At 45.5% G+C, this 24,573-nt stretch carries 18 protein-coding genes; 9 read left to right on the forward strand and 9 right to left on the reverse strand.

What is annotated here, in order from left to right:
* Positions 1 to 389: 389 nt before the first annotated feature.
* From RA178_RS17350 to RA178_RS17370, 5 genes are all read right to left on the reverse strand, one after another.
* On the reverse strand, positions 390 to 2,444 hold the full coding sequence (locus RA178_RS17350; protein WP_306683030.1) for a TonB-dependent receptor domain-containing protein: 2,055 nt from the start codon (positions 2,442 to 2,444) through the stop codon (positions 390 to 392).
* A gap of 164 nt (positions 2,445 to 2,608) precedes the next feature.
* Complete coding sequence (luxS, locus tag RA178_RS17355) at positions 2,609 to 3,118, reverse strand: S-ribosylhomocysteine lyase (RefSeq protein ID WP_028761570.1); 510 nt, start codon at positions 3,116 to 3,118, stop codon at positions 2,609 to 2,611.
* A 167-nt stretch (positions 3,119 to 3,285) separates the two neighbouring features.
* A complete protein-coding gene (locus RA178_RS17360) occupies positions 3,286 to 4,404 on the reverse strand; it encodes a TRAP transporter substrate-binding protein (RefSeq protein WP_263200414.1) in 1,119 nt (372 codons plus the stop codon).
* A 253-nt stretch (positions 4,405 to 4,657) separates the two neighbouring features.
* Positions 4,658 to 4,978: a BolA family protein gene (locus tag RA178_RS17365; protein ID WP_028761572.1), complete on the reverse strand. Its 321-nt coding sequence runs from the start codon at positions 4,976 to 4,978 to the stop codon at positions 4,658 to 4,660.
* Between the two features lie 152 nt (positions 4,979 to 5,130).
* On the reverse strand, positions 5,131 to 5,745 hold the full coding sequence (locus RA178_RS17370) for an alpha-ketoglutarate-dependent dioxygenase AlkB family protein (protein WP_263211568.1): 615 nt from the start codon (positions 5,743 to 5,745) through the stop codon (positions 5,131 to 5,133).
* Between the two features lie 83 nt (positions 5,746 to 5,828).
* On the opposite strand from RA178_RS17370, the gene RA178_RS17375 reads away from it, so the two are divergent.
* Positions 5,829 to 6,965 carry a methyltransferase gene (locus RA178_RS17375; RefSeq protein ID WP_306683036.1) on the forward strand — a complete coding sequence of 379 codons (1,137 nt, stop codon included), beginning with the start codon at positions 5,829 to 5,831 and terminating at the stop codon, positions 6,963 to 6,965.
* 212 nt (positions 6,966 to 7,177) lie between these two features.
* Complete coding sequence (locus tag RA178_RS17380; protein ID WP_306683038.1) at positions 7,178 to 10,336, forward strand: DUF2339 domain-containing protein; 3,159 nt, start codon at positions 7,178 to 7,180, stop codon at positions 10,334 to 10,336.
* A 106-nt stretch (positions 10,337 to 10,442) separates the two neighbouring features.
* Here RA178_RS17380 and RA178_RS17385 read toward each other — a convergent pair whose 3' ends face one another.
* Positions 10,443 to 11,741: an O-acetylhomoserine aminocarboxypropyltransferase/cysteine synthase family protein gene (locus tag RA178_RS17385; protein WP_306683039.1), complete on the reverse strand. Its 1,299-nt coding sequence runs from the start codon at positions 11,739 to 11,741 to the stop codon at positions 10,443 to 10,445.
* Positions 11,742 to 11,863: 122 nt separating this feature from the next.
* Positions 11,864 to 13,303, reverse strand: coding sequence for an aminotransferase-like domain-containing protein (locus RA178_RS17390; RefSeq protein ID WP_306683041.1), 1,440 nt, complete (start codon positions 13,301 to 13,303; stop codon positions 11,864 to 11,866).
* Positions 13,304 to 13,461: 158 nt separating this feature from the next.
* Here RA178_RS17390 and RA178_RS17395 point away from each other — a divergent pair, with 158 nt between their 5' ends.
* The 4 genes from RA178_RS17395 (at position 13,462) to RA178_RS17410 (ending at position 17,110) form a co-directional block, all read left to right on the forward strand.
* Positions 13,462 to 14,796 (forward strand): cytochrome ubiquinol oxidase subunit I, encoded by a 1,335-nt coding sequence (locus RA178_RS17395; protein WP_011790509.1) that lies wholly within the window; start codon positions 13,462 to 13,464, stop codon positions 14,794 to 14,796.
* A gap of 60 nt (positions 14,797 to 14,856) precedes the next feature.
* Positions 14,857 to 15,864, forward strand: coding sequence for a cytochrome d ubiquinol oxidase subunit II (gene cydB, locus RA178_RS17400; protein WP_263208610.1), 1,008 nt, complete (start codon positions 14,857 to 14,859; stop codon positions 15,862 to 15,864).
* A 101-nt stretch (positions 15,865 to 15,965) separates the two neighbouring features.
* The gene (locus RA178_RS17405; RefSeq protein WP_105250029.1) at positions 15,966 to 16,100 is read left to right on the forward strand and encodes a DUF2474 domain-containing protein; all 135 of its coding nucleotides are present in this window, start codon (positions 15,966 to 15,968) and stop codon (positions 16,098 to 16,100) included.
* Between the two features lie 605 nt (positions 16,101 to 16,705).
* Positions 16,706 to 17,110 carry a GreA/GreB family elongation factor gene (locus RA178_RS17410; RefSeq protein WP_212600402.1) on the forward strand — a complete coding sequence of 135 codons (405 nt, stop codon included), beginning with the start codon at positions 16,706 to 16,708 and terminating at the stop codon, positions 17,108 to 17,110.
* A 772-nt stretch (positions 17,111 to 17,882) separates the two neighbouring features.
* Here RA178_RS17410 and RA178_RS17415 read toward each other — a convergent pair.
* Positions 17,883 to 18,659 (reverse strand): AraC family transcriptional regulator, encoded by a 777-nt coding sequence (locus RA178_RS17415; protein WP_212600403.1) that lies wholly within the window; start codon positions 18,657 to 18,659, stop codon positions 17,883 to 17,885.
* A 213-nt stretch (positions 18,660 to 18,872) separates the two neighbouring features.
* On the opposite strand from RA178_RS17415, the gene RA178_RS17420 reads away from it, so the two are divergent.
* From RA178_RS17420 to RA178_RS17430, 3 genes are all read left to right on the forward strand, one after another.
* Positions 18,873 to 19,763 (forward strand): DMT family transporter, encoded by an 891-nt coding sequence (locus RA178_RS17420; protein WP_212600404.1) that lies wholly within the window; start codon positions 18,873 to 18,875, stop codon positions 19,761 to 19,763.
* A gap of 153 nt (positions 19,764 to 19,916) precedes the next feature.
* Positions 19,917 to 21,548, forward strand: a complete 1,632-nt coding sequence (locus RA178_RS17425) for a methyl-accepting chemotaxis protein (protein WP_212600405.1) — start codon at positions 19,917 to 19,919, stop codon at positions 21,546 to 21,548.
* A gap of 149 nt (positions 21,549 to 21,697) precedes the next feature.
* Positions 21,698 to 23,020: an IS4-like element ISSba6 family transposase gene (locus RA178_RS17430; RefSeq protein WP_259216148.1), complete on the forward strand. Its 1,323-nt coding sequence runs from the start codon at positions 21,698 to 21,700 to the stop codon at positions 23,018 to 23,020.
* Between the two features lie 245 nt (positions 23,021 to 23,265).
* Here the strand turns inward: RA178_RS17430 and RA178_RS17435 are convergent, their stop codons facing one another.
* Positions 23,266 to 24,111 carry an FAD:protein FMN transferase gene (locus tag RA178_RS17435; protein ID WP_173496924.1) on the reverse strand — a complete coding sequence of 282 codons (846 nt, stop codon included), beginning with the start codon at positions 24,109 to 24,111 and terminating at the stop codon, positions 23,266 to 23,268.
* Positions 24,112 to 24,573: the final 462 nt, after the last annotated feature.

A 24,573-nucleotide genomic window follows, 5' to 3' on the forward strand; every position in this document is an offset into this window, starting at 1 on the left:
TACGTTTGAAGGAAAGACAATGCGCCGCGTTCCTGCTAAATACTTAGGTTTTAAACAAAACCTACTGCATTGAGCTAGCGCAGATTTATCACAGAAATGCGATCGCAATCACGCTGGTCGCGCGCATTTTACCCCAATTGACTTGGCATCGCCACGAAAATTATAGGTGATTTCAAACCTAAAATACGGATTGAAAAGAATCATGCGCTACGGCGTTCACCTTCCGACCTAGTGACTGATCAGAAAGAGAGAATATTACGGCCACTGGGTACTATAGCATTAATAATTAAAGATTTAATTTAGCAAAAAGTCGAAACGTCCACTAAACGCAGCCGAAATCGATCTTATTTGTTTCAATTGATTTAAATTCAAACAAAATAAAACTCAATTTAAAAGCGCCATTGATAACCTAAATAGCTAATACGTCCATTTTCCGATCGAATTCCGCTATTTGATGCTGTCGTAACTAATGACTCATCTAAGAGATTTTCTACCCTAAAATAAATCTCATGGTGGCGATCAAAATGATAATTCGCCGCTAAATCTACCCGCCATTGTACTGCGATAGGTTGTAATTCAGCACCAAATTGGCCCATTTCCCGCTCGGATTGATAAAAGACATTTGCATTCAATTCATATTCGGCATATTTCATTCCAGCACTAAAATGCAATTGCTGCTCAGGTAACCAAGCCACTCTATCACCAGCCACAACGCAACCTTGGATTTCGTTACAGCTATTGGTTTGATACTCCGAATTCGAATATTGATAATTTAAAACTAATGGTAACTGTACACTACCAATATCCCACTGGTAGCCAAGATTCAGCTCAACTCCTTTGGTCAGCACATCCACGACATTGCCTTGAACCCACAAGCGACTGTCGGCACATTGGGTATACGCATCGCAATTGACATGCAGGTTATCAAAATCTTGAACGTAGGTTTTGATGTCAGCACTAAAATGCTCACTGGCATATTGGGCGCTGACTTGATATTGCAATGATACTTGTGCCTCTTGCTCAAGATTCCCCGCACTTGCGGCGGTCCATGAGCGGCGAATATCCGTACTAAAGCGCCAATCTCCAGCATCATATAAAACACCGAGTTGTGGCATCCAATCGCTGTCGGAGAAATCAGCCGCATCCAGTCCTACATAAGCTAAATCGACCTTGCGATTGACGCTCACTTGTTCATAGGCAAGCGCGAGCTTTATCTGTAATTCGTCCCAATTAAACAAGGAATCGATTGCCGAAGTAAATGCAGTTGCATCGTCGGTATAGGCCAATAACGCATTTTGTGCATCACTCACTAAACTCAAGTCCTGCTGCCATAGACTCTGTTGATCGCCAAGGCGCATCTCGGCTTTATCCGTATGATAACGGGCGCTATAGATAATTTGATGGGCACCATACTGATTCACTGATTCAGTTTGTGCCCCAAAGGAGCTGAAATCATTGTCTTGCTGTAAAGAAGCCAGTTCGACGCCATCGACTGTCGGCTGACGTTCAAATGCGGCCAACGCAGCAAGACTCTGGGCATCGAGCATTTGCCCATCAAATTGATTGAGTTGGTTTAATTGCTGCGAATAAGACTGGTAGTAAAAGTCTGTGGTGACCTTATGCCCACCATTGAGCGTAACTTGGTGAGACAGTTGGTACTTATGATGTCGCCCCTGATGTTTATCCGCCGCAGTGGCCGAATACAAACTCATAGGATCTTGTTGCCAATCGGCCTGTGTTAACCCAAGCTGAGAGCGATAACTATCATCATCGAGAAACTGGTAAGTAAACTCAGTCACCTGTGGACTTCTGGCGCCGAGTAAACTCGCGGCGTTAATTTTAAATAAGATGTCTGTCGTTTGGTGGTCTGTGTCTTGACCATTGAGCAAGTGATCTGCGCCGCTATTATCTGCATAATTAACCGCGAGTATCATGCCATACTCTTTTTGCTTCACTCCCCAATTCATATCGACACTGTAGTCTGAATCGGTATTGCCCTCGAGAGTCGCCTTACTATTCTCGGTCTGCTCAGCAACAGGTAAGGTTTGATAACTCACCACCCCAAACGCACCTTGCCCACCGACAGCCATATTTGCCATCGGGGCGGCAGTAACACTCTGTTGTTGCAGCAGATTAGGTAAGAGTTGTAATTGCGGTGCAGAATAAGGCGCAGGTGAGAAATACACTCTATCTTGTAATACCGCAATACCTTGAGTCGCACTGCGCATGCTGATGCTCGCGGGATTTCCACTCAGATCCGCAGGCAAAACCGTCAAAGCCGTCAATTGACCTAACGCTAAACGATTAGACGTTGAATGAAATGTGTCATTGAGCTTGTTCAATTCAAGCATTTGACTGTGAAGATCATCGGCGAACGTTGTGCTAGAACAGGCAAGAGATACAGAAATTGCACAAAGTGATACAGTGAAGTAACGACTAGGCATACCAAGCTCCCAAAAACTTTGTTAGCGTACGGTGTTTTTGTTATTAACTTGTAAAATAGCTGAGTTTGAATGAAAAAAAAAGCGACTCTCGTCGCTTTCTCTTATTAACTTCAGGAAACTGAATTTACTAACGAAGCACTCTCATACTATAAGAGTGCGAACAATTACAGGTTACCTAGAATTTCATCGCTTAATTTTAGATCGTCATTACGATTAACACTTACGCCTGCCGCAATAATATTACGGGCGATATCTTGTGCTTGCTCTAATGAATGCATCTCATACGTACCACATTGGTATTCGTTCAGCTCAGGGATTTCAGACTGCTCAACCACTTTAAGCACATCTTCCATCGCGGCTAACCACGCATCGGCCACTTGGCGCTCTGTGGGTTCACCAATCAAACTCATATAAAAACCGGTACGACATCCCATTGGCGAAATATCAATGATCTCAACATCGCTGCCATTTAAATGGTCACGCATAAAACCCGCGAACAAATGCTCTAGAGTATGAATACCACGCTCACTGAGGATCTCTTTATTCGGTGCGCAAAAACGTAAATCAAATACAGTAATGGCATCGCCCTTTGGCGTGCTCATATGCTTAGCGATACGAACCGCAGGGGCATTCATCCGAGTATGGTCGACGGTAAAGCTATCAAGTAATGGCATAGGGATCTCCAAATTCTCAGGGCGACATCAACGCCACTGTAACTGTCTATTTATGGCTTGCAAGCATAACACCAAATGAATTACGCCGATAACAAGATAATCTAAGATGAAATCATCTCATATAAATCAGATGCTAATGTGACAGTTTGCAGTAAAAAAACCATCATTTAGTGTTGACGCTGTTGACTGTAAGCATCCTCAGATATTTTATGGTACTGGCGCACACCTTGCTCATACGTGTGGTAGGCATCGTACACCTTTCGCATTAAGGGATCTTGATTCGCTTGATCTTCAATCACTTGTTTGGAAATTTTCTCAAGCTCCAACAAGACGTTCGGTGGAAACGCTTTAAGCTCCACACCTTCGTCCTTCACTAACGTTTCAAGGGCGGTCACGTTACGGGTCGTGTATTCATCGAGCATATCTTGGTTAATGGCTCTCGCAGCAACTCTGACTATGGCCTGTAAATCCTCAGGTAAACTCTCAAAGGCAGCTGTATTAATCAAGAATTCCATATTTGAACCTGGCTCATGCCAACCAGGGTAATAGTAGTACTTAGCCACTTTATGTAAACCGAAGGCAAGATCATTCACTGGCCCTACCCACTCAGCGGCATCAATCGCCCCCGTTTGCAGTGCACCATAAAGTTCACGCCCCGCCATGTTTACAGGTACAGCACCAACGCGTTTCAACACTTCACCACCTAAGCCCGGCATGCGGACCTTCAATCCCTTAAAATCAGCAATGGTATTGATGGGTTTATTAAACCAGCCGCCCATCTGCATCCCAGTATTGCCTCCCGCGAGGGGAATAATACCAAAGGGTTGATACACTTCAGTCCACAGCTCCATACCACCACCATAGTGAAGCCAGCCATTTATTTCCTGTGCGGTCATACCAAAGGGGATCGATGAAAAAAACTGCGCTGCGGGCGCTTTTCCTCTCCAGTAGAAAGAAGCGGAGTGGGCCATTTGAATTTTACCCTGACTCACACCATCAAATACGGCAAAAGCGGGCATCAACTCACCCGCACCATAAACGCTAATCTTTAACCGACCGTTAGACATTTCATCGACTAAATGCGCAAAACGCTCAGGAGCCATGCCTAAACCGGGGAAGTTTTTCGGCCAAGAGGTTGCAAGACGCCATTCAATAGCAGGTAAAGCGTGGGGAACATCAGTTGCGGCGTGGGAAGCGGCTACGCTTTGCGCATCACTGGAGACGGGGTTACAACCGCTCAGTCCCATCAGCAGCACTGAGATAAACAAACTCCCTAACTTACGCATTTTTAATACTCTCTCTGATGTCAAACGAGCGCATGGATCCAACTGACATGGAAATGCACTCAGGATGGGTATCGACAATCACATCGCCCAACCTCTTAAAATAAAACATATTGTTAACACAGAAACTAAGGTAGGGAAACTAGAAACTAAGGTCGGCAAACTCAAAAATAGTCTTAAGTTGGTCTAAAACAAAAAGCCACTCTATGAAGAGTGGCCTTGAAATCTAAGCTAAACAGTATTGCTGAACGATTAATTAACCACGACAATTTGGCGTATTAGGTACTTGTGCATTCGCATCCCACTCATTTTGAGTGAAAGTGTGAATAGACAAAGCATGCACGCCATTGGCTAACTCATGGGCTAAGTGAGTGTTGACCAATCGATGACGGGCTAATAAACGTAAGCCATCAAACTGCTCGCTCACCAGCACAACTTTAAAGTGGGTTTCTGAATTCGGTGGTACATGGTGACGATTACTTTCGTTAATCACTTCTAAATGGGTCGGCGAAAAGCATTCGGTTAATTTCTGCGAAATAGTGTTAGCCACAGTGCCCTGCACATGAGTATTGGACATATTCGAGTCTCAGAATGGGAAAATCCAGTTGCCGCAGAGTACTGCTTCAAATTGAAAAGATCAAATTCACGCTTTCAATTTGTTGATGCCCTACCACTTTATATCCAGCCATATTTCGCAGTGCTTCACCATAGACAGTTAGCGGGAGGCAATTAACCATGGAAATTAACGATGAGTTGTCTAAAGGTATAGTTCCAACGCGGCTCTTTTACTTTCAAACGTTTAGGTAAACTGTGTAACCAGTCACTTTGCATAGGCCAGTGCATGATCAGTAGATCGCCACTGTGCAAACTTATGCTGTACTTGGTTTGGCTGTGCTTATGCTTAAACACAAAATCCCGCGTGGCGCCTAAGGTAATAGAAGCAATATGACTCCCCTGAGCAATTTCAGGTTCATCATCACTGTGAGCGCCCATACAATCTTTACCATCGGCGTAGCGATTCACTAATACCCCATTGCTCTCCAAACCATAATCCCGCGCTAACTTATCCCTCAACTTGTGAGCATATTTAGGCCAAGGTAAGGCACGAATAAACAGTCCTGAATATAAATAGTCGCAGCCCAAATCGCCAAACCATACTTGCTGGCGGGGAATCGCGTGAAACTGACCAAAGACTTGGATTTCAGGGCGACTTAAGGGATAGGTCAGCGCTTCTTTCATTAGCGCCGCTTGCTGCTCAGCATTAAGATAACCCCGCACTAAGGTGATGGGCGGTTTAATTTGAGCATCACCCTCTGTATCAAACCCTAACTTACCTTGCTGCATTGACGTCCTCCATGTGAGCCGTCGCACTGCGCCATGAAATCTGCGATAATCTGCGCCTTAAATTTATTGGCGCAGTGTGGCACATGACAACACAATTTTCAGTAGCGGGTGTTGAACTCGAACTCTTACGGTATCCAGCTCAGCAGGAATCTAATCTTCAAGCTTGGGATGCCGCCGATGAACACTTACTCAAAAGCCTTATTGAGTCAGAGCAAGCCGCCGTTCCAACCGCCATTATCAACGACAGTTTCGGCGCCTTAAGCTGCGGTTTATCTAAATTGAATCCATGTTGGCCACTGCGTGTTGAAACCGATGCCAGAACCAGCTTTTTAGGCACAGAACAAAACCATGGCCGCAATCAGTTGCCTATGGATAATCTGCAATGGTTTACCAGCCGCGATACCTTGCCGGAAAACTTAGCCTTAGTATTGATGAAGTTGCCTAAGAACTTAAGCTACTTTGCCCACCAGCTAACGCGCCTGTCGCAAGTGTTACCCGCAGGCACTCGTGTATTAGTGGCCGCCAAAGCCAAATCGATTAATGGCGCCTTACTCGACATCTTTGCTAAGCATTTAGGCCCCGCAAGCGCCAGTTTAGCGTGGAAAAACACTCGAGTGATCACCTGTGTCAGTGATGGCAAACCAAGACCATTAGCCAAAGAAGTGACTTGGGCCGTACCCGAATATCAACTTGAGATCAGCAATTTAAGTAATGTGTTTGCCGCCAACAAACTCGATATTGGCGCACGCATCATGCTAGAGAATCTGCCCAAAGGGGATTTTAAGTCGATTGTCGATCTCGGCTGTGGCAATGGCGTGCTGGGGTTACGCACCGCCCAGTTATTCCCAGAGGCTGACATTCACTTTATCGACGATTCAGAAATGGCAGTCGCATCAGCCAAGGCAAACTGGGCACGCAACCAATTGCCCGCAGACAAAGGCCACTTTTATTGGGACGATTGCATGACGCATCTGCCAGAAGAAGTCCAACCGGATCTGGTACTGTGTAATCCGCCGTTCCATCAAGGTGAAGCCATTACCGATCATATCGCCTGGCAGATGTTTTTAGATGCCCGCCGCCGCTTAAAAGAGGGGGGGATCTTACATATCGTCGGCAACCGTCATCTGGCTTACCATGTAAAATTACAGCGCTTATTTAAGAACTGCACCACAGTCGCCTCCAACGGTAAATTTGTGATCCTGCAGGCACAGAAAAAATAACCTCATCGAAATTGACACGTTAAATGAGAGCCAGCAATGTTTGGCTCTTTTTTATACAGGGATCTTTTTATGCTGAGCAATGACATGTTGGAAAAGCAGCAGTCGGAGATTTCCTAAAAATCAACAACAACTAGCCGAAAAATACACATACAAGTACACTTCTTGCCGACAAAGGTTTATGAGTTAAGCACTTAAACACTTAGGAATGAGATATGCCGTTAAAGGATGACGTTGCCCAACTAAAAGCTGAGCTGGCACAGTTACAATCGCTGCATTTATCGCAGCAATCTTCGCTCAGTCGTCAATTAGCAGAATTCTCCACTAAGCTCGAGACCTTAAGTCAGCAAATTGCGGCTGAAGACACGCTCCCATTAACCTATGCGGCACAAACACCAACCCTTGAGCCAGCTTCCGTAGAACCAGCCCCAGCAGAACCCAACCCATGGCAGCAAGGCCCTATACCAGGAGAACCTTGGCAAGAAGACCCTTGGCAAAGAAAAACGAAAAATACCTCGACAGAACAAACCGCTAAAACCGAACACCCTATTCAAGCACAAAATCAACAGCTGAGTGATGAAGTCAAATTGCAGGCAAGCGTGCAAGCGGCGAGTCAATTTGATGAGTTGCTATCCCAAGGACTCGCGGCCGTCATGGCACCCTTTGCGGCAGTCAACGAGCAAGTCAAATCTTTCTACCATCATTATCAGGCTAAGGGATTAGGACCTGTCTTTTTAATGACTGTCGCAGGGATCATCACCCTGACCTTAGGCTTTGGTTATTTACTGCAATATTCAATCAACCATTGGTTTTCAGAACTTGGCAAAGCGCTACTCGGGTTTGCCAGCGCGAACGCTATCATAGTGGGCGGGATTTTTATTCGCCAAAAACGCGCGGGTATGGCGGATTTTGGCTCAGGTATTGTCGGACTCGGACTCATACTTAATTATCTCTGCGCGTACTTTATTGGGCCGTATTTTGAGTTAATTCCCAATAGCGCGAGTTTTATCTTACTGTTATTGATCACTTTGGCAGGTTATGGCCTGTCGATGCGCTTAGATGCCAAAGTGATCGCCGTGATCGCCTTAGTCGGTGGCTCGACCGCGCCCATGATGCTGTTATCCCAAAGCTATGCGCCGCTATTGTATCTGCCTTATTTACTGCTTATTGGTGCCGGCGCCCTTGCCCAGAGTCGCAAACTTAAGTGGCCGCTGCTACTGGAAATCACCGCCCTGTTGCACATAGGCTGCATCGAAACTTTTAGCCATTTCATTGAATTACCACTCAGGGATTTTGGCGGCGTCAGTCTGCTCGCGCTTATCAGTATTAATGCATTTTTTTATCTCTACGGCATCACAGGCCTACTATTTACCAAACCGTTTACCCATCATGATGAAAAACATAATGCACTGAGCCATCGCATACTCGCCCTACCGATAGCATTGCTCGCCTTTGTGTTATTAGAGTTGACGCAATTTACTGAGTTCGCAGGGGAAATCTTTGCGGCCAACGCCCTGATTTGCGCAGCCCTCTATTGGAAGCGCACAGGCAACCTAGAAAAAGCCCGCAACGGCTTATTGTTAGTCTTTGCAGGGAGTTTTGCAGGATTTGCCGCACTGTATTTACTCAGCCACAATTTCCTTGGATTAGTATTACTGCTCGAAGCCTTATTACTCTTGTGGATTGGCACCAAAGAAGAACTGATTTCCGTTCGCGCCGAAGCCTATGTATTGCTGCTGATGGGATTAGGGCTCAATGCGTCTAGTGTACTGACGGGCATGAGCCTTTTAGAATCAAGCTTTATCGATGGAGCGCCAATTTCTCCCTTGTCAGCTTTTGGCTTTCCACTGTTAGCACTGGCCTTAAGTTGCGCCGCCTTAGTCTTAGTGATTCGGCTATTAACACTCCATCATACGTTACTTTTGACCCTAGAAAGTCAGCTAAACAGAGTGTTAAAAGAGCTATTAAGCGGTTTTTATGTGGCGACAATTATCCTCGCGGCTTACCTTTTGAGCAGCGATTACTACCTCGCAATCTTGCCACTGGTCAGCCTATTACTGCTGTATTTGAGCGCAAAGGACAGGCTCGTTATCAGCGAGTTTGCTGCTTGGCTCTTACTATTGCCGCTGCTGTTTAAGGTTGTTGAAGGCATAACGCTCACAGGCAGTTTTAGCTTTAGTGCCCAGCCGCTTATGGCAAAACTGGCACGGTTTGAGTTATTTATCGCCCTACTCTTGGCCCATTATTGGTATCGTCGCCACTATAAAGATGCCTTATTTGCCAAAGCCGCTTATACGATGCAAATCTTCTGCTATTTGCTGCTGCCGCTTATTCTGCTGCCCAAAGTCATCCGCAACCATTGGGAATATACCGCTATTGCACTCTGGCTGAGCACCTTTATGAGCCTAGGTTTAGCCTACTTTGTTAAACATAAGAGTTTGAACATAGAAGCCAAAATCCTCACTTGGCTAGCGGTTCTTATGACAGCCTCGCTATGCCTTATTCACGCTTGGCAAGGACTCGCGGCGCTAGCCGTTGGCGCCCTCTTTATGAGCTTCACCCTGCTCCGCTACCGCCAGTTACCCGAGACATGGCGCCCCTTACTGCAGCTACAATGGCAATTAAGCCCTTATTACTTTGCACTGGTATTGGCCGTGATCGTTTATGGTTTTAATCATTCTGAGCTAGTAGGAATAGCCATGACAGCATTAGCCTTAAGTGGTTATTTTGCATTGCTAATCCAAAGAGGGTTAAGCCTGAGAGGTGTAAGTCAGGCATCTGTAGGCCAAGCCTCATATAGCGCAAAATTCCCCCTCGCAGCCGAAATCCAAGCCGCAATAAAGGAAAGCTACCATCTCGCCTATGGCCTCACTTTAGGCTTAACCCTGTTGCCCATCATGTTGCATTTTGAGCTAACACTCGGGCTTAATCGTGATAATGCCTCGTTTGTGTTAATCGAGTTTTTATCACTGGCACTCCTAGCAAGGCTTATCTTGCAGCACGGTGCAGCAATACGCTTGCATAGACGCATCTTACCTTTACAAGGACTTAAGTGGGGTTGGCATCTGTTACTCGCCTTGAGTTACTTCATGTGGAGTTATAGCTTCGATAACATTATTGCCGCATCACTCAGCGCGATTTTATTGGTTATCCATGGCAGTGTGTTGATGTTTATCAGCTTAAAACCACAAAATGCCGATATGATCCGGCTCGCTGCTGGGCTATTTACCTTATCGACGCTCAAGGTGCTATTACTGGATATGGCTTCATTCGAGCTAGTGCAAAAGGTGATTGCCTTTATGCTGATCGGGGTCATTTTGCTGACTGTTTCTTACTTCTATCAAAAGGCGAGAAATCGACTGCAGCAAGATTAACATCGTTTTTAAAGCACTAAAAAAGCCGCTATCAAATTGAATCGATGGCGGCTTTTTACTGTTAACGATTTAATAAAGCGATGAGGTATCGGTTATGTAATATGGACTATTTGCTCGCCAGTGCCTTATCGAGCGCCTGCGCCACATCGTTAATGATGTCGTCGATATGTTCAATCCCAACCGAGATACGGATAAGATCCTCAGACACGCCCGCCCTTGCCAGTTCATCGGCATCGAGCTGTCTGTGCGTAGTGCTCGCAGGGTGGCAGGCCAAGGATTTCGCATCCCCAATGTTCACTAAACGCAGGATCATCAGCAGTGCATCGATAAAACGTCCGCCAGCAAGCTTACCTTCTTCTGCTGTGGCCGCTTTAATCCCAAAGCTGATGATCCCAGAAGCTTTTCCGCCAGTGATCTTGTGGCAATTATCCTGATAAGGGCTGCTTGGCAAGGCGCCGTAGTTCACCCAACTGACCGCCGGATGCAACACCAGATATTCAGCTAATGCCAAGGCATTCGAGCAATGGCGCTCCATTCGAAGGCTTAAGGTTTCAAGGCCTTGCAACAGTAAAAATGCACTGTGCGGTGACAGTGCGGCGCCGGTATTACGCAGCGGTACTACACGGCAACGACCAATAAATGCAGCAGGACCAAAGGCTTCGGTGTAAACCACGCCGTGGTAGGAAGGATCAGCTTGATTAAGTAAGGCAAATCTTTCCTTATTCGCCACCCAATCGAACTTGCCAGAATCGATAATCACGCCGCCAATCGTCGTGCCATGGCCACCAATATATTTAGTTAAAGAGTGAATAACGATATCGGCGCCATGCTCAAAAGGGCGACATAACACTGGAGTCGCGACCGTATTATCGACAATTAAAGGCACGCCATGTTTATGGGCAATCTCGGCTAAACGCTGTAAATCGACAATATTGCCGGCTGGATTACCAATCGATTCGCAGAACAAGGCCTTAGTTTTGTCATCGATCAGCTCATCGAGGCCTTCAAAATCATCGAAGGCCGCCATGCGAACTTCAACGCCTTGGCGCGGCAGCGTATGGGCAAACAGATTATAGGTGCCGCCATAGAGCTGACTGGTGCTGACGATGTTATCGCCAACTTGAGTCAAGGCTTGAATTGCATAGGTAATCGCCGCCATACCCGATGCCACGGCCAGCGCACCTATGCCGCCTTCAATGGCCGCCAGACGTTGCTCTAGCACGCTAGTAGTAGGATTCATTATCCGTGTATAAATATTACCAGCGACTTTTAAGTCAAATAAATCAGCACCATGCTGGGTATCATCGAAGGTATAAGAGGTCGTTTGATAGATAGGTACTGCGGCCGCCTTCGTGGTCGCTTCTGACTCATAACCGTGGTGTAATGCCAGTGACTCTAATTTCATTTTCCCTTCCTTATCCGTAGCAGCCCAGTATTCAATCGACATTGAGAATTGCACAAGATTTGTGCATGTTCAACAAGCTAACAGATAGACATCTAGAAGTCTAAAATTTTTTAGACACATCTTTAACTTCGGCGCGAATAGTTACGGATAAGTTCGGCCAGCACCACGACCGCAGAGACTATCTCTGGCGAGCACTCGTATGAGGCATTCAAACGCATAAAATGGCGGAATTCGACCTGATTACTAAAGAGATTTCCGGGTGCAATACTGATCCCACGCTCAATCGCCTGATAATAAATTTGTGTAGCGTCCATGTGTAATGGCAGCGCTAACCAGAGAAAATAGCCGCCCTGCGCGAAGTTGACCCCCACAGATTCGGGCAGATGCGCGCACAATAATTGATACATGGCCAATTTACGGCTGGCTAACTTTTTACGCAACTGTTTCAAATGCCGTTCATATTGCGCCGACTGGATAAAATCGGCGATGGCGAGCTGCATCGGCGCACTGGTCGATAACGTCGACATGACTTGTAAGCGTTGTAACTGCGGTGCATGGCATCCTGCCGCTACCCAGCCGACACGATAACCAGCAATCAAAGACTTAGAAAATGAGCCGCAGTGCAACACCCGTCCTTCGGTATCGAAGGCTTTTACTGGCCTTGGCGCGCTCGAGTCGACATAGAGTTCTTGATAAACATCATCCTCAATCAGACTGACCTTATGCTCGTTTAGTAGCTGATAAAGCGCCTGTTTTTTAGCATCCGATAAACTGCAACCTAAAGGATTTTGATGTTGGCTCATCAACCAGCAGGCTTTCACTGGATAGGTATTTAACACTTCTGCCAACGCCTCGAGATCAATCCCCTGTTGTGGATCGGTAGCAACCGCAATCGCCCTGAGTTTAAGCCGTTCAATGGCTTGCATCGCGCCATAAAAGGTCGGTGATTCAATGACAACCCAATCACCCGCTTGAGTCAGCGTCGCTAAGCTCAAGTTGAGCGCCTCCATGGCACCCGAGGTAATGATGATTTCGTCGGGCGAAATGCTCATGCCCAATTTGGCATAACGTTGGGAAATAGCCTTACGCAATCCCGCATTTCCTGGCGGTAAATTATCGGCGGCAAAAGAAGGTGACATGTGCCGAGTCACCTTAACCAAAGATCGCGCCAGTGCTTGTTGCGGGAATAAACTAGGATCGGGAAATCCTGAACCAAAGGGCACTATGTCCGCCTGCTTTGAAGCCTGCAGAACATTGAATACAAACTCATTAATATCCACGCTATCGGAAAGATAAATCGGCTTTTGTCGCTCGGGATAACGAAAGGCTTCTCCCTGCCGCACGATTAATTCCGGCTTTGGCGCCACTAAATAGCCAGACTTAGCCTGCGCCGAGATCACGCCTTGGCTTTCCAATAACTGATAGGCATTGAGCACTGTCATCAGACTCAAGCCCGAATCGGCCACAGTTTGGCGCAGCGACGGCAACTTGTCCCCCGCCTGCCAGACACCTTGGGCTATTCGTGTCTTTAATTCCTGCGCTAACTGCTCATACTTCGTCATCTGTTATAGCCAAGCCAAGATATTCTGTGTCTGTTATAGCTAGCATATCCCATGGTCTAATAGCACACAAGCTTTCACCGTCAAGCCAATTTAGGGTTCAGTGAACGCGACTAGAACAATGCCTTTGTAACGAGAAATGCCTATCGCTCGAGGAAATTATGTTTGATTTTGATGCCACAGTACTCGCTAGGATCCAATTTGCTTTTACCATCTCTTTTCACATTATTTTCCCTGCCATCACTATCGGCCTCGCCACCTATCTAGCAGTATTAGAAGGCTTATGGCTGAAAACAGCGAATGAGGTTTACCAACAACTCTATCAATTTTGGTCGAAGATTTTTGCCATAAACTTTGGCATGGGCGTGGTCTCAGGCATAGTGATGGCCTATCAATTTGGTACCCATTGGAGTGCTTTTTCCGCCTTCGCGGGCAGCGTAACTGGGCCGCTACTCACCTATGAAGTCCTCACCGCCTTCTTCCTCGAAGCGGGTTTTCTGGGGGTCATGCTATTTGGTCAGCAGAAGGTAGGTAAAAACCTGCATTTCTTCGCCACTTGTATGGTCGCCACGGGCACTATTATCTCGACCTTCTGGATCTTAGCTTCAAACAGCTGGATGCAGACGCCCCAAGGTTTTGAAATCGTGAACAATCGCGTTATTCCAGTGGATTGGTTTCAGATAGTGTTTAACCCTTCATTTCCCTATCGTTTAGCCCATATGACAGTGGCGGCCTTTATTTCATCGGCTTTCTTTGTGGGCGCATCGGCGGCTTGGCACTTACTCAAAGGTAACGACACGCCCGCGATCCGTAAGATGTTGTCTATGGCGATGTGGATGGCGTTAATTGTCGCGCCGCTGCAAGCTGTAATTGGTGATTTTCACGGCTTAAATACCCTTGAATATCAACCTGTAAAAGTCGCGGCGATGGAAGGCCATTGGCGTAATGAGGGTGACAAACCCACACCGCTTATCTTGTTTGCGATTCCTGATATGGACGCAGAGAAAAACCACTTCAGTCTCGAAATCCCAGGGCTGGCGAGCCTGATCTTAAAGCATGATTTAAGCAAACAAGTGCCAGCTTTAACTGAGTATCCCGCCGAGGACAGACCCAATGTGCTGTTAGTGTTTTGGAGTTTTAGGCTCATGGTCGGCTTAGGCTTATTGATGATTTTTGCTGGACTGTGGAGTGCTTATCTCAGGCGCAAAGGGAGCCTCTACAGCAACAAACACTTTCTGCGATTTGTACTCGTGCTCGGCCCCGCCGGATTGCTCGCGACACTAGCGGGTTGGTTTACCACCGAGCTTGGCCGTCAACCTTGGGTGATCCAAGGATTGATGCGCACTCAGGATGCCGTGTCTTCCCACAGCGTTACCCACTTGAGTATCAGCCTAGGGATTTTCATCGTCAGTTACTGCGGCATCTTCGGCGTGGGTTATCGCTATATGATGCGACTCATCCGCAAAGGGCCAGATATCGCGGCAACAAGCCATTAATTTTAAAGTAAATGAATCTAGTTTTACTTATTCAATCTTAAACATATTTAAGGGCTCACCATGGAATTCGATCTACCCTTGATTTGGTTCGGGATCATCATTTTTGCCACCTTAATGTATATCGTGATGGATGGCTTCGATCTCGGCATCGGCATACTGTTTCCCTTCATTCACGATGAGGACGACAGGGATATTATGGTCAATACCGTCGCCCCCGTTTGGGATGGTAATGAAACCTGGTTAGTGCTCGGCGGCGCTAGTCTGCTCGGTGCGTTTCCCCTCGCCTATGCAATAGTACTCGAAGCACTAACCATACCGCTGCTCATCATGCTGCTGGCATTGATTTTTCGCGGCGTGGCATTTGAGTTTAGATTTAAGTCGGGCGCAGAAGCTAAACCATTCTGGGATAAAGCGTTTATGTTCGGTTCTATCACGGCCACCTTTTCACAGGGCGTAGTGCTGGGGGCGTTTATCTCCGGCATTTCGGTGAGTAACCAACAATTTAGCGGCAGTAGTTTCGATTGGTTAACGCCCTTCTCACTTTTCTGTGGATTTGGCCTTATGCTGGCCTATGCTCTGCTCGGCGCGACTTGGTTAGTAAAAAAATGCCAAGGCGAGCTTAAAACGACCATGCAACAACTCGGCAAAGCACTGACATTATGCCTGTTGATGACCATAGGTTTAGTCAGTTTATGGACCCCCTTCGTGCAACCCAATATTGCCCTGCGCTGGTTTAGTTTACCGAATTTATTCTACTTCGCCCCAGTGCCAATACTGGTATTAGCCTGCAGTTGGGCCTTGATAAAATCCCTAAATCGTGATGATAACTATCAGCCATTCCTACTCACTCTAGGGCTGATTTTCTTAGGATTTAGTGGCTTAGGGATCAGCATCTGGCCGCACATTATTCCCCCCAACATCAGCCTTTGGCAGGCAGCAGCCCCAGACAGCAGCCTAAGCTTTATGCTCGTCGGCGCCCTGATGATCATCCCGCTGATTTTGGTTTATACCTTTTGGAGCTACTACGTGTTCCGCGGCAAAGTAACCAAGGATGCAGGCTATCACTAGCCATGACTCAGGTAAAAGAGGCTTCCCACAACGCGACCTAAGCTAACTTGGCTTAGGTCGCTGATTCACTTTAGATGACTTTACATATGCAGGAGATCAACATGACGACCCAAACGAAATCCCTCGCCTATCGACTCGGCTGGTTAGTGCTGATTTGGTGTACAAGCGTAAGCTGTCTGTTCCTCGTCTCTATGTGTATCAAAATACTTTTAAAAGGTGCGGGCTTAACAACCTAAGTAAATATTGACTTTAGAAGCTTATATTAAGGCTTAATTCAGTTAGTACCCATAGCATCTAGCGACATTGCACTAGAACATTCAATGGTTGAATTAATTTGGCTTTCAGTTAAGCCAAATTAACAAGTGCTCAGTTTACTTTACGAGTGCTAGCATTAAATTGACGAAGACTAGCCCCAATATGACAAAGTTAAAACAATGTTAAATCCAGTTTTACTGTTATCAGTATATTCAGCAAGATTAGCTTAGTTAGGCTTGCTTTATATTTTTACTTGACCTATGGTATCAGCCAAGCAATTACTTATTTAGTTAATGGCAAGACCGATATACTAAATCGATATACAAAAATAAATAATCAATTGAATATCAACTTTTGACTGGAGATGTAACACTATGTTTAGCACTGCATTTTCATCACTATTCTCCCATGTGTTAGCTAACACATCTAGTTCAGTAAGCTCAATCCGCCTCTCGCTCAAATTCCCAGTCTAAGCCGAGCGTCACTCGCGCTCGGCAGAATTATAACTTCTTGTGAAATAAGCACAGAGTAATACACATTTTAATTTCTATGCTTATATTTTAACTTTGTTATTTCAGAGGCGGCAATGGCATATTCTTTTTTTAGTAGTCTTTTCCAGAATTTTATTCTAAAAACTGAAACCTATTATTTACAAAACAGTTTTAATGCCTCTCTACGCCCAACGGCTTTGGCAGGCGTGATTAGTAAGCTTGAGCAGCTAAAGCATGATACGACGAGTGATAAAGTGACTGTGGGACGGGAAATTCACTTAGTTAATCTGCAGGATCAGCAAGAGTACCAAATTGAACTCGTGTATCCACCAAGGCATAAACCCAGTGCAGGACGTTTCTCTGTCATATCAGATTTAGGCGTCAGCTTACTTGGGTTGTCAAAGGGCGAACTGGCAGAGGTGAGCATTTTAGGCAAACCAGTTCTGTTTATGATTAAAGATGTCAGTTTAACGAAAAAACAACCTAAAAAGTCTGTATAGAAAAATCATTTGGGCATACTTTTTGTAAATGGCTATTGAATATTGCTACTTGACAACATTTCATAAAATTTTAAAGATATGATTATTAGGCTGTAAGCATTTTAAAATAAAGCATGTTCAATTCAGTGGCAACATGCTTTGAACTCGCTATTAGCGGCGGCTTATAGCGGCATTTTCAACATAATATCATAAGAGGGAATGTTATTTTGAAGTCATTAACTGGCCGCGATATTTATTAAAGAGACACTTTAGATAAGTTTAACACTGCAATTAACGACTCTTTGCAACTATTTACGTATAAGTCATGGCAGCGCTTTAGAGTAAACAGCAAAGGGGTTAAGAGGTTTAGCACGGCGCCTCAATCGTTAAATTTATTTTTATACTCTTTATAAATAAACCGTCTCAATTAAAGCCTGAAATAAAAATTGAGCCCAACTATCGAAACCGATTTGCGGCGCGGGTTCGGATAGTAACCTTCACTTTGGAGTTTATATCTATGAGTAAAGAAAAAAACAAAAAACCGCCAATGAAAACCTTAAAAGAGAAGCGTCAAGATAAACGGAACCGCCAAAAGGCTTCCGACTAACTTATCTAACTCTGTAAAAAACCTTAAATCCTCTCTTTAAATAGGCCGAAAATAGGGTGTTAACACTTTAGCACCCTATCTTATTTCACAGTTTCCCCCAATATTTTTAGTGCATCATCTAACGTGACTTTCGCATAAGATCTCATCATCTCGCCTTTATTAAGCCTTGCTCCATCAGCCACTCAATCACAATCGGCGGCGATACTGCTCAGGTGAGCACTGAGCATATTTTTTAAACATCACGATATAAGGCGAAGTTTGGTTATAGCCGAGCGTCAATGCCACTTCTTTGATCGCAAGTCCCTGACGTAATAGATGTAATGAATAGATAAACTTATGCCTTTGTCTTAGCTCAGTAAAACTCATCCCCAGAACCTCTTGGCAGCGACGAGCTAAGGTACGCTCTGTGGTATGTAATTCACTGGCCCAAGATTTAAAGGTTTTCGAACTCGCAGGGTCGGCTTCAAGTGCCAGCAACAACGGCTGTAACAGTTTATCTGAAACGGTGGGCAGAAATTGCGGTAGAGCTTTACCCAAGGTCAGCTGATCGAGCAAAACCTCAACCAGTCGCTTATCCGCCGCAGTTTCTGCCACAGTGACTTGCCGTTCCCGCAGATCGTTAACGATCGATTGGGCAATGGATGTCACGGCTAAAAGACAGGTCTCTATGGGAAAAGCCGCAGCCCGCTCGGCAACTATATTCATCGAGCAATAATGAATACTGCGCCGAGTGTAACTTTCATGTTCTATCCCCGCAGGAACCCAAATCGCATATTGTGACGGCGATAAAAACCGTTGCCCTGCAGCATGTAACTCCATAATTCCACCGCTGATTAACTGCAGTTGCCCCCAAACATGTTGATGTTTTGGCGTTACCGTATTTGGCAGGAAAGCTTCATAGTTGAAGAAGATATCTGCAGCAGGCTCTTGTTCTGCCGTGAGCGGATGGTAAACCGTGCGCATTTTGATGCCCTCAAAGCTATGGTGGTCCAAAAAACTCAAACGAAATCGCTAACCCAGATTACGCTTGTCCGTAGAGGAATTGACCTTGTCTGATAAGCGATATTTATATCATAACCGACCATGGATAATAGCCACTAATCTATTATCTGGATGCTTAAGTGATAAGCCATAAGCTATGGCCAGTCACTTTAGCCAGTACCTAAAGGCAAGACCATGCTGTATTTGTTTCCCCTGTTGGCCGTATTAATTTGGGCAGGCAATTCGATAGTCAACAAGCTCTCATTTGGGATTATCGATCCTGAAGCCATAGCATTTTACCGTTGGTTTTTCGCTATGTTATTGTTAACACCCTTTGTCGCAAGTCGCGTCTGGCAAAAACGCCAAGTGATACTACCTTTGTTACCTAAGTTCGCTACTTTGGCTTTCTTAGGTATGGTGCTAAACCAAAGTCTGGCCTATTTTGCGGCGGCAACCACCACGGCAACAAATATGGCATTAATCACCTCTCTCGTGCCTATGATCAGTCTGTTTTTAGCCGTGCCATTACTCAAGCAAAAATTATCACCGTTAGCCTTTGGTGGCACCTTAATCTCGCTATTTGGATTGATTTTTATGCTCAGTCACGGCGATATGATGAACCTTGCCATCGGCGTGACCCAAGGTGATTTACTGTTGCTCTTTAGCGCCTTTGTGTATGCGCTCTATGGCGTATTACTGAAACGCTGGCAACTGCCACTACCGACTTGGGAATCGGTTTATATTCAAGGACTCATAGCCGTATTCATGCTAACGCCACTGCTGTTTACGAGTCCCAGCATAGCGATCAGTGCCCAATCAGCACCACTGATACTTTACGCTGCTATCGCTGCCTCACTTTTAGCGCCGTGGGCTTGGATCAATGGCATAAGCAAACTCGGCGCCGATCGCACCAGCGTATTCTTTAATTTAATGCCTATTATTGCGGCGATACTGGCGGCCATCATCCTAGATGAAACCTTAGCCATTTATCATTATATTGGCGGTTCTATGGTGATTATTGGTGTCATGCTAGTGCAGATAAAACCTAAGCCTAAAGTCATCCCTACCCTAGCTTGTCCTGAATAATCCAAAGTAATGCGTCAACGCCTTGGTAATAGTGACCAAGGCGGTTTCGCTTATTTCAATGCGTACAAAATCCCATCGCAATCTGCTGCACGCAAAGGCAATTCTATAAATAACGGCTAAGCTATTTATTAAGTTATTAATGGAGATCGTCCTATGTTTAACAGTATTCGCGTTAAGTTTTCACTGATGTTTGCCATTATGGCGACAGCCCTCATTGTCATGGCGGTCACCGATGCTATGCAAAGCCGTGCTACTGTGAAACAGATGCAGGAATTTAGTCAGTTATTTAATCCCGCAATTTCGGCAATTCTCAATGCAGATCGCGACCTTTATCAAGCGCAGCTAAGTGAAGAAGTGTTACTCAGGGAAGAATTATCTGCCGATAATCGCAAAAATGAGATTGATAACTGGCAAGAGAATGTCGATCAAGCCCGTGACAGAATGGGAGAATTTAAAAAAATCCTTACAGATCACCTGCAAGTACTGCAATCAACCAATGGCTTTGAGGCGCAGTTTTCGCTCTGGTATCAAGCCTCATCAGAGGTCATTAATGCCGTTAAAAGTAATGATTTTGAACGCGCGAAACAACTCCACGAAACCAAATCCAAGCAAGAATTTAAGGCATTAAGAGATATCTACAATGCCGCGGGCGAAGCCGCCGATAACAGAGTAAAAGAGCTAGATTTACAAGCAACGGAACAGGCAACCACCCAAACCCAAATATCCTTAACGATAGCGAGCTTAGTCGCCATTGTGGCGCTGTTGATTGCCTACTTCGGCCCTAAAATCATAGTCAATGCAATTGAAGATATCACTAGCAGAATCAACGACATTGTCGATGGTGACGGTAACTTAACCCAAAGGATCCCTATCACACGTCAGGATGAAATCGGCGAGCTCGCCCATGCATTTAACTTATTTGTAGAGCAGCTACAGCAAATGGTCATCTCGATTATTGGTCAAACTAAGGATGTGAGCCAAACCGTTGAAAGTCTTGCAACTAAGTCAGCCACCACAATCAACATCAGCCATGAGCAAGAGCAGTTTGTCGATACCATTGTCACAGCAGTAAATGAAATGAGTGCCGCCGTAAGGGAAGTCGCCAGCAATGCCCTGCACACGGCAACCGAAATCACTAAGGTGAACGACCAAACGGTGGAAGGTAAAAATATCCTCGCCCAGTCCGTTAATCATATTCAGCAACTGTCTGAATCAGTTAAAAATGCCGTAACGGTTATCGAAAAACTCTCAGTTAATTCAGCCAATATTGCCTCAGTGCTCGATGTAATCCGCTCTATTGCAGAGCAAACTAACCTGCTCGCCCTTAACGCAGCGATTGAAGCGGCGCGCGCTGGCGAACAGGGCCGCGGCTTTGCCGTGGTCGCCGACGAAGTGCGTACACTGGCGAGTCGCACCGAAACCTCGACCCAAGATATTCAACGTATGATTGAAGAATTACAACGCGGCGTAAATGATGCGGTTAAGAGTATTGAATCAGGCGCCAGCCTGACTACATCAACCGTCACCCTCGCCAGCCAGACCCAAGATGCATTAGATGAAATTCTAAACTCTACCTCTAAGGTCAGTGAGATGTCCACTCAAACGGCGACTGCGACCGAAGAGCAAACCCATGTGACCGAAGAAATTAATCGTAACTTGACCGAATTATCCGATAAAACAAGATACTGCAACTTAGTGATCCAAGAAACGCAGCAAATAGTCGTCAACACTAAAGCCATTTGCAGCAACCTACAAAAAGAAGTTGCGCGATTTAAAGTCGCTTAAGATAAATGACTAACGACACATAGTTAGCGATTAGCTATTGAAACGAAAAGAGTGCCCAATATGGGTAATGCCGATCAGTTAAGACAGATCGCTTGACGATCTCGCTGAAAAGATCAAAATCCGATGACCTCATGTCATCGGATTTTTTTATGCAACTCTCAGAAGCACTCGCCCGTACTCATATTACCCGCCTAACCGAATTCACCTGCTTAGCAGATGTGTTAGAACCTGAGTTAATTCAATCTTGCCTAGACTCTCAGGGCGTTGCGACGTTAAGACGGCGTAAATTGCCGATGGACGCGATGATTTGGGCCGTTATCGGAATGGCTTTGTTCCGAGGGGAATCTGTTCGGTCACTCATCAACAAACTCGACATTGTTTTGCCGCAAGAGATTGATTATGTTGCACGCAGCGCCGTGACTCAGGCGCGTAAACGATTGGGCAGTGAGGTTATTAGAGAAGTATTTAGTCGCAGCGCCAATACCTGGCACGCGAGAGCTGAACATCCTCATTGGTGCGGCCTTAACTTGTATGGTGTTGACGGTGTAGTGTGGCGGACACCCGATAGTGTCCAAAATCAAGCCGCCTTTGCGCGTACCGCAAACGCTTCAGGCGAAGCTGCTTATCCGCAAATTCGCATGGTTTGCTTGATGGAATTAAGCAGCCATTTGTTGGTCAACAGCGCCTTTGATTCGGTTGCCGAAAATGAAATGAACTTAGCATCCCAGCTCATTCCTAGCATTCCCAATTACAGCCTAACCCTATTTGACCGAGGATTTTACTCGCTCGGCCTGTTACACGCTTGGCAGCAAGCGCAACCTGATAGCCACTGGTTGTTGCCATTGAAGAAAGGCACTCAATATGAGGTGGTGCGAACGCTAGGAAAGCATGATCAGTGGGTGAAACTCACCACTACACCTCAGGCCAGAAAGAAATGGCCGCAGCTGCCTGAAACTCTTGAAGCGCGTTTATTGACTAAGACAGTGAAAGGTAAGCCAGTCGCCATTTTGACCTCGTTGACAGACCCGATGCGTTACCCCAGCGAAGACATCGTCGACTTATATGCCCATCGATGGGAAATAGAACTGGGCTACAGAGAGATGAAGCAACATCTACTGGAGAGCCGTTTTACGCTCCGTAGTCAACTACCGGAGCTGGTGACTCAAGAGTTATGGGGCGTGCTACTGGCCTATAATCTCATTAGATATAAGATGTTGCTGATGGCTAAAAGCTTGCCATCGGTCCACCCCAATCAACTGAGTTTTCGAGATGCGGCGAGTTATATCATCTTCAAGTTGACACAACTGTCATCACAAACACCGGGGAATGTCCCGAGAGACGTATTGGATATAGAACGAAATGCACGGCAATTTAAGCTGGATGGTAAACGGGAAAGGGCATATCCACGAGTTCTTAAAATGAGCAAAAACAAGTTCCCGGTTAGACCAAAGAAAAATGCCGTTCACTCTTAAGTGAACGGCATTACCCAATATGGGCACTCTTTTTAATGGAAATAATACCAAGAAAAGCTTGAAGACAATAAAAGCCAACAACCGTATGCAAGTTGCAAATAACGGTAACGATACTGAACCCAAGTTGTATCGATTCACCCGTTAAAGTGCGAATAACAGTACTAACTGTTTAATGTTAACTCACAGTAATGATTGAATTTCTAATTCAATCATCTGCAAAAGCTGTAAAACAACCAAAAGATACATCAATCAAAACTGACTAATTGACCACCCAAGTGAGCAATTTTTTCAGCGGCCAAGTCGGGATTAAGATAGCCTGCGACTTTCGTTAACGCATCGGCGCGCCAAGCAAAAGAGGCTCTCACACTAACAATACGCTCGCTTTCAGCATCGACGTTCGTATCGGCAACATTGCCAGTTGGCAGTAATAGTGCAGGGTAATCATGACTTAAGGTTTGTGAGACCCTTGAGCTGGCGAGCGCCATATTGCTAACGCAGAGCTTTTGGCTCGCTCCTAATGGACCGCGGCACACTACATTTAAAGATGCACTGCCAAAAACTTTTAAATCGCCACCCGCATTGACCCAACCTCCGCTCACGCCAGCGCGACGCAGCTCACTCACTGCCATATCAACCGCATAACCTTTAGCTATACCATCTAAGGTTAAAATTAGCGGTCTAGCTAATCGCGCTTGATTACCTTTTATTTCAATATCTTGCCAGTCACCTTGCAATAACAATGGCATACCAAGGTAAGCAGGCAAAGCGCCGCGAGACATCATTTCGCCGCCAACGGTACAATTGAATAAGTTGTTGCTCGCCTTACCCAGCCCCTTAGCCAACTTGAGCACTCGTAAACTATCTTGGCTTAACGTTACCCAAATTCCAGGCTGCCGATTTAACTGATTTAACTCGCTGTCCTGTTGATGGAAGCTCAGCAACCGCCCAATATGGGTCACACGCGAAAAAGCCGCGCTAATAGCCGCTTCCAATGCTTTATCTTTAAGTTGTACCTCACCGCTTTGATTTGGCAGTGACTCGGCAGCAATTTCCACCAGCGTTCCGAGTAATGGCTTAGCGCGACGTATCATGATAATACCCACTGTAGTAGGAAGATCTGAGGGATCAGCAATAAACGCTTCATCCAGTTAAATTTAAACAAAGCACTAAGAGTAATTAACATAATTTGTGCGGATTCTATTAAAGTCTCTACTTCAATACAAATTGTTGCCATTAGTTTTTATGGAGATTTTAGATGCTTGAAACTGTTTTACATTTAAAAACAATAGATTGCTTATTAAGGTTTTATTAAAGTTATTTGACTTATCATTGCTATCACAACGCTGCACAAGCGAACTAAGTCAATACGTCCCCAAATGAGCCCTATTGATTAATACCACTCATCATTTACGCTATTTATGCTGTCTTACCCACCAACAGCTCACACTAAATGGAGCGATAAATAGCCAGCTTACTCCATCACACCAGTCATCCGCTTAAATTTCACGCTATTCTATTCAGTTGAAATACACGCTAAATCAGATATAAACCCT

Source organism: Shewanella oncorhynchi (assembly GCF_030848765.1).
Classification (GTDB): domain Bacteria; phylum Pseudomonadota; class Gammaproteobacteria; order Enterobacterales; family Shewanellaceae; genus Shewanella; species Shewanella oncorhynchi.